Annotated in this window: 6 protein-coding genes and 1 pseudogene; 2 read left to right on the top strand and 5 right to left on the bottom strand. The window is 74.0% G+C overall.

Annotated features, from left to right (window positions below; all coding sequences use genetic code 11):
* Positions 1-104, top strand: a pseudogene (locus tag AB8Z36_RS42340) (RNA polymerase-binding protein RbpA); the annotation flags it as partial.
* Positions 105-239: 135 nt separating this feature from the next.
* Here the strand turns inward: AB8Z36_RS42340 and fxsA are convergent.
* From fxsA to AB8Z36_RS26245, 4 genes are all read right to left on the bottom strand, one after another.
* Positions 240-815, bottom strand: coding sequence for an FxsA family membrane protein (gene fxsA / locus AB8Z36_RS26260; protein ID WP_369215850.1), 576 nt, complete (start codon positions 813-815; stop codon positions 240-242).
* A gap of 103 nt (positions 816-918) precedes the next feature.
* Positions 919-1,710: a polyprenol monophosphomannose synthase gene (locus tag AB8Z36_RS26255; RefSeq protein WP_369215849.1), complete on the bottom strand. Its 792-nt coding sequence runs from the start codon at positions 1,708-1,710 to the stop codon at positions 919-921.
* Positions 1,711-2,201: 491 nt separating this feature from the next.
* Positions 2,202-3,863, bottom strand: coding sequence for an amidohydrolase (locus AB8Z36_RS26250; RefSeq protein ID WP_369215848.1), 1,662 nt, complete (start codon positions 3,861-3,863; stop codon positions 2,202-2,204).
* 63 nt (positions 3,864-3,926) lie between these two features.
* A complete protein-coding gene (locus tag AB8Z36_RS26245) occupies positions 3,927-4,367 on the bottom strand; it encodes an Lrp/AsnC family transcriptional regulator (protein ID WP_030789227.1) in 441 nt (146 codons plus the stop codon).
* Between the two features lie 259 nt (positions 4,368-4,626).
* Between AB8Z36_RS26245 and AB8Z36_RS26240 the strand changes: the two genes are divergently transcribed.
* Positions 4,627-5,055, top strand: a complete 429-nt coding sequence (locus AB8Z36_RS26240; RefSeq protein WP_369215847.1) for a hypothetical protein — start codon at positions 4,627-4,629, stop codon at positions 5,053-5,055.
* 22 nt (positions 5,056-5,077) lie between these two features.
* On the opposite strand, the gene AB8Z36_RS26235 is transcribed toward AB8Z36_RS26240, so the two are convergent.
* Positions 5,078-6,147 (bottom strand): phosphotransferase family protein (locus AB8Z36_RS26235; RefSeq protein ID WP_369215846.1); only part of this gene is annotated, 1,070 nt, incomplete at its 5' end.

Raw genomic sequence — 6,147 nt, 5'->3', positions numbered from 1 at the left:
CGCGAGAAGAACTCGAAGAGGTTCTGGAGGAGCGCCTCGCGGTCCTCCGCTCCGGCGGCATGAACATCGCGGTGCATCCGCGCGACAGCCGCAAGTCCGCCTGACGACGGACGCGGCGCACGACCGCAACACCTAGCGCGTCAAAGAGGGCCCCCCCCCGCTCAGCAGTGGCCCCGGCCCTCTTTGGCATACCGTCGCGAGCGGCCCTGCGCGCGAGCCGCGGGCCGCTCGCGGGCGGCCTAGCGCGGGAGCTGCGGGTCGTCCGGGTGCGGGCCGCGCCGCGGCTCGTCGTCCCTGATGACCTCGCCGGGCACGACCTTGCCGTCGGGGCGGTGCATGCGGGCCTGCTGGAAGGCGTCCCCGAAGCCGCCGGGCGCCGCCTCACGGACCTTGCGCTCGAAGGTGCGCTCCGCGTACCGCCCGAGTGCCTTCTGGACCGGCGGGACGAGCAGGATCAGCCCCAGGGCGTCCGAGATCAGGCCCGGCAGGATGATCAGGAGGCCGCCCAGCATCGTCAGGGCGCCGCCACCGCTCTGGCGCTCCTCGACCGGCGCCATGCCGCTCTGCTGCTGTCGCACCGCCTCCTGGAGCTTGCGGAACGCCCTGCGCCCCGCCCGCTTGATCACCGCGGAGCCGAGCAGCAGACCGCCCACCAGGAGCAGGAAGACCACGAACCCGCTCGTGGCGCCCGCCACGACGGTGAGCAGCCAGATTTCAAGGACCAGCCAGGCGGCGACGCCGAGCGGCAGGTACTTCAGGGGCCCGGAGCGCCGGGTCCCGGCGGGGCGGAGGGGAGGCGGTGCGCCATTCGTCATGCTCCCAGTGTGCCTGGACCCGCCTCAGGCCGGGATAAGGGGGATGATCAAGAACGGCGGACCGCGGTGCTCCGCGAACCCGCTCAGGTTTTCGCGGCGCCGCTCAGGGCTGCTTGCGCCCGATGACCCGGCCCACGCGCTCGCCGACGCCCCAGGCGGTGACCCGCCACAGCGCCTCGACCACGATGTTCTGGCTCATCTTGCTGTCGCCGAGCTCCCGCTCGACGAAGGTGATCGGCACCTCGACGACGTGGTAGCCCGCCTTGACGGCGCGGCGGGCGAGGTCCACCTGGAAGCAGTAGCCCTGCGACTCGACCTCGCCGAGGCCGAGGCCCTCCAGGGTCTCGCGGCGGAAGGCGCGGTAGCCGCCCGTCACGTCGCGGATCGGCACATCGAGCAGGAGGCGCGAGTACGTGCTGCCGCCGCGCGAGATGAACTCCCGGTGCTTGGGCCAGTTCACGACCCGGCCGCCCGGCACCCAGCGCGAGCCGAGCACGAGGTCGGCGCCCTTGAGCGCGGTCAGCAGGCGCGGCAGTTCCTCGGGCTGGTGCGAGCCGTCCGCGTCCATCTCGATGAGGACGCCGTAGTCGTTCTCCAGGCCCCAGCGGAAGCCCGCCAGATAGGCGGCGCCGAGCCCTTCCTTGCCCTTGCGGTGCAGCACGTGCACCCGGTCGTCCTCGGCCGCGAGCTCATCGGCGATCTTGCCGGTGCCGTCGGGGCTGTTGTCGTCGGCCACCAGGACGTGCGCGTCCGGGACCGCCGCCCGCACCCGGCCGACGATGGACTTGATGTTCTCCGCCTCGTCGTAGGTCGGAATGATCACCAAGGCCGTGCCGAGCGAGCCGAACTGCCTCCCCTGGTCCCCCGCTTCGGAGACCCGACCGCCGTCGTTCACTACTGCCCCTTCGTTCGTACGCAGAGGACCACCATAGTGGCCGCGGCCTGCGCCGCAGCGTCGGCACGGGGCTCGGGGCCGCGGGACGTGCGGATGAGGGCCCGGCGCCCTTCGGGCCGGCCTGGGACCCGCTGGCTGCGGATCGACCGAGAGCCGTTGTCTACTGAGCGTCCGGGCCCCACCCGAGTTCCACCTGCCGATCGGCTGATACGTTCCCTCTCCTCCGCGTCGCGGGCGCTGGACCTGGCTCCCGGTGGTGGTGCGCCGGTGCGGCACACCGCCCGTGACCCAGCGGCGTTCGACGATCGCGTGGAGGTTCGCCGGTCGGACGTCCTGTGGTGGACCCGGCCGAACCTACCGGCCCACGACGGCTTTCTGTCAATAGCCCCGTGAACTGCGGTGTCATCGCGCCCCGCCAGGTCAGGGCTTGGGATTCCCAGGTCGTACGACGCCGCGCGGGGCCCCGGCGGGCGCCGCGCACCGCCGTGACATCACTCTTGTGGCCGCACGTACACCGTCCGTCCGCCCACCACCGTGCGCAGGCAGAGCGGGAGTTCGGCCCCCGGCGAGAGGTCGGGAAGGCCCGGGGTCCCCGAGCGCGGGTCGGTGGACCAGCGGGCCACCCGGTCGTCCGGGGCCTGGACCACCAGATCGGCGGTGCGCCACACGGCGTAGTCCGCGGGCGCGCCGGGCACCAGGACGCCCGCGTCGTCACGGCCGACGGCCCGCCAGCCGCCCCGGGTGTGGGCGGTGAACGCCGCCCGCACCGAGACGCGGTGCTCGGGCGTGTGGTGGAAGGCGGCGGCGCGGACCGTGCCCCAGGGGTCGAGCGGCGTCACCGGGGTGTCCGAGCCGAACGCCAGGGGCACCCCCGCGCGCAGCAGGGCCGCGTACGGATTGAGGGTGCGGGCCCGCTCGGCGCCCAGGCGCTGGGCGTACATGCCGTCCTCGCCGCCCCAGAGCGCGTCGAAGGCGGGCTGTACGGACGCGGTGAGACCGAACTCCGCGAAGGCCGCGACGGATTCGGCGTCGAGCATCTCGGCGTGCTCCACGCGGTGCCTGGCGGCCCGTACGCGGGCGAGGCCGACCTTCTCGGCGGCCAGCCGCACACCGGCGGCCACGGAGGCCACGGCGGCGTCCCCGATGGCGTGGAAGCCCGCCTGGAGGCCCGCCTCCGTGCACGCCACGACATGGGCGGCGACGGCGCCCGCGTCCAGGTGGGCGGTGCCGGTGTGGTCGCCGTCGGCGTAGGGCTCGTGCAGGCAGGCGGTGTGCGAGCCGAGGGCGCCGTCCACGAAGAGGTCGCCCGCGGCGCCCGCCGCGCCCAGCTCACGCGCGCGCGTCACGCCCTCCGCGCCGTGTTCGGCCCAGTAGCCGACGACGCGCGGCACGGCCTCCCGCGCGGCGAGCCGCAGCAGCCCGGTGAAGTCGTCCTCGTCGGAGATCTCCGGCCCCCCGCACTCGTGCACGGAGCCGATGCCGAGGGAGGCGGCCCGCCGCAGGGCGACGCGCTGGGCCTCCTCGCGCTGGGCCGGGGTGACCGCGGCGAGGGCCGCGGACCGCACCCCGTGGTGGGCGTCGCCGGTCAGCGGGGCGTCCCGGTGGAAGCCGGACCTGCCGGTGATGCCGGGCACCAGGTCGAGCAGGGCGGTGGTGGCGACCGCCGAGTGGACGTCGATGCGGGAGAGGTAGAGCGGCCGGCCGCCGGTGGCCCCGTCGAGCTCCTCGCGCGTGGGCGGGCGGCCGCCTGGCCAGCGGGCGGCGTCCCAGCCGTGCCCGAGCAGCACCCTGTCGTGCGGCCTCGCGGCGGCGTGTTCGCGGACGAGAACGAGCGCCTCGTCCAGCGAACGGGCCGCGGAGAGGTCCAGGCCCGCCAGCGCGAGGCCGGTGGCCGTCGTGTGCACATGGGCGTCGGTGAACGCCGGGGTGACCAGGGCACCTTCCAGATCGACCACGTCGTCGACGCCGTCCGCGAAGGCGTCCGCCGCGCCCTCGGAGCCGACCCAGGCGACATGTCCGCGTTCGACGACCATCGCGGTGGCGAACGGGTCGGCGGGGCTGTGGACGTCGCCGCCGCGCAGCAGCACGGTGCGGTGGTCCTGGGGGGCCTCGGGGTCTCGCCTCTCGCCCCCGGGGGCGGTGCTCTCACTCATGGCACCAGTCTCGCCCCTGCGCCCGGGTGCCCGGCGCCGGGGTCGCCCGCCGGGCGCGGCGGGTCAGACCTGCGGGGGGCGGGCCTCGTAGGGCGTGGAGAGCACGACGGTCGTGCGGGTGGAGACACCGGCCAGCGCGCGCAACCTGCTGAGCAGGTGCTCCAGTTCCAGCGGGGTGGCGACGCGCACCTTGAGGATGTAGTTCTCGTCGCCCGCGACGCTGTGGCAGGCCTCGATCTCCGGGACGCCCGCGAGGCGTTCGGCGATGTCGTCGGGGGCGCTGGGGTCGAACGGCTTCACCGAGATGAAGGCGGTCAGGGGCAGCCCGACGGCCTCGGGGTCGACGACCGCGGCATAGCCGCGGATCACGCCCCGCTGCTCCAGGCGGCGCACCCGCTGGTGCACGGCCGACGTGGACAGGCCCGTGGCCTTGCCCAGGTCGGTGTAGCTCATCCGCCCGTCCTTGACGAGCAGCTGCACGATCTGTCGGTCCAGCTCCTCCATGCGGTGAACCTACAGGGCTCTTGATCCCTCCGGATACCCGAGCGACGCGACGGGACGCGGGTGACCCGCGTGCGACCGCGTTGTCTCCGTGGCCGCCGGGACGCCTCCGGCCAGGCAACTCCCTCTGGCATGTGATGAAGGACACACCCCTTCGGCCGTGTCCCAGGAGATGTCACGATTACCTCCACGACGGGACGGGAAGTGCTTGCTGTGGTCGAGGCCGCAGCGCCTTGTCGGCCCACCCAAGGGGGAGAGTCCCATGCAGAATCTGAAGCGTCCCGCCCGCTCCGCCCGCGCGAAGCAGCAGCCGGTCGCCGAGCCCGAGCCGGAGGGCGTCGAACCGGCAGACGCCCTTCTCGACGCGTACGACACCTTTGAGATGTACCGCGTGACCTGCCCCGACTGCGGGCAGCCGATCGCGCTCCTGGCCGACGAGGACGTCCTGCCCGAGCACGCGCTGTGCCCCACTCCGTGGAACCCCTTCGGGCTCACAGTCTGTGCGGGCACCGGACGCGCGGCGGCCGACGCCCGGCCCGCCGACGAGTCGATGGAGGCTCAGGAGCAGGACACGGCCCTGCTGTTGACGCTCCCTCAGGGGCTCGACTGGCGCACCCAGCCCTTCTCGCACGTGGGCGGCCCCGGATCGCGCCCCCTCCGCGTGCCGCGCCAGGACCGCCCGGCGGCCTGAGCACCACGGGTCCGGCGCCCACTCACCAGTAGCTGCCCCGCACCATGGCCGCGAGACTGCCGTGGTGCAGGATCAGCCTGTCCGCCTCCCCGGCGGTCGCGGGCGCGGCGGCCTCGCCGAAGTGGACCTGGCGGTACGCCACGCGCAGCATGACGACGGCGTGCCGCAGGGCCGCGTACAGCGTGTAGAAGTCCATGTCGCGCGGGGTGTGCCCGGTCAGCCGGGCGTACGCCGCCTCCACGCGGTCACGGCGCAGGAACTCCGGCAGCCCCGGCTGGCCGAGGCTCACCGTCAGGTCCTGGAAGAAGCGGTGCAGGTAGACCGTCCAGCCGAGGTCCACCTCGCGCGGGGCGAACGACGCCATCTCCCAGTCCAGGACCGCCGCGGGCTCGAAACCGTCATAGATGATGTTGCCGATGCGCGCGTCGCCCCAGTTGAGGACGGGCGCGCCGGTGGTCTGCGGCCACAGCTCATCGAGCCGGTCGAAAGCGCTCTCGATCAGGGGCGAGCGGGGCAGTCCGCGCACCACCCACTCGTAGTAGGCGCGCTGGGCCGCCAGGTGCCGCCGCAGCGGGCCGCCCTCGCCCGGCGCCTGGAGGAACCGGGCCTCGGCGACCGGCACTTGGTCGTGGAGCCGGGCCAGGACGGAGACCGATGCCTCCTCCAGACGCGCGCGCTCGGCGTCGCTCGCGGCGTGCAGCCAGTTTCCCTCGTACGTGTAGGGCATGACGTCCGGCGGTACGCGGCCCTCGACGCGCTCCATGACGAAGAAGGGCGCGCCCAGTGGCTCCGGGTCCTCCTCCAGCCACAGGACGCGCGGCACCGGCACGTCGGTGTGTGCGGCGACGAGCCGCATCGTGCGGTACTGGCGGGGCATGTCGTAGACGGGGAAGACCGTGTACGCCGCCGGGTCGGCCGCCACGCGCAACGCGCAGCGGCGCACCGGGGGTTCGGGGTGCTCGACGGTGAACAGCAGGGTCTCGCTGGACATGCCGTTGGACTCGGGGACGCTCACGTCGGCCGCCTCGGCGCCGGGCAGACGGGTGCCGAGCCAGGCGGTGAGGCGGCGGGCGAGCTCCTCCGGTTCACGGG

It is taken from the genome of Streptomyces flavofungini (assembly GCF_041028215.1).
Classification (GTDB): domain Bacteria; phylum Actinomycetota; class Actinomycetes; order Streptomycetales; family Streptomycetaceae; genus Streptomyces; species Streptomyces flavofungini_B.
The sequence above is the reverse complement of the archived record's forward strand: the minus strand, read 5'-3'. Positions and strand labels throughout refer to the sequence as shown.

Coding starts and splice junctions, on each gene's coding strand:
- AB8Z36_RS26250 (WP_369215848.1), bottom strand. CDS start 3,863: ATGAGTGAGAGCACCGCCCCCGGGGGCGAGAGGCGAGACCCCGAGGCC.
- AB8Z36_RS26240 (WP_369215847.1), top strand. CDS start 4,627: ATGCAGAATCTGAAGCGTCCCGCCCGCTCCGCCCGCGCGAAGCAGCAG.
- fxsA (WP_369215850.1), bottom strand. CDS start 815: ATGACGAATGGCGCACCGCCTCCCCTCCGCCCCGCCGGGACCCGGCGC.
- AB8Z36_RS26245 (WP_030789227.1), bottom strand. CDS start 4,367: ATGGAGGAGCTGGACCGACAGATCGTGCAGCTGCTCGTCAAGGACGGG.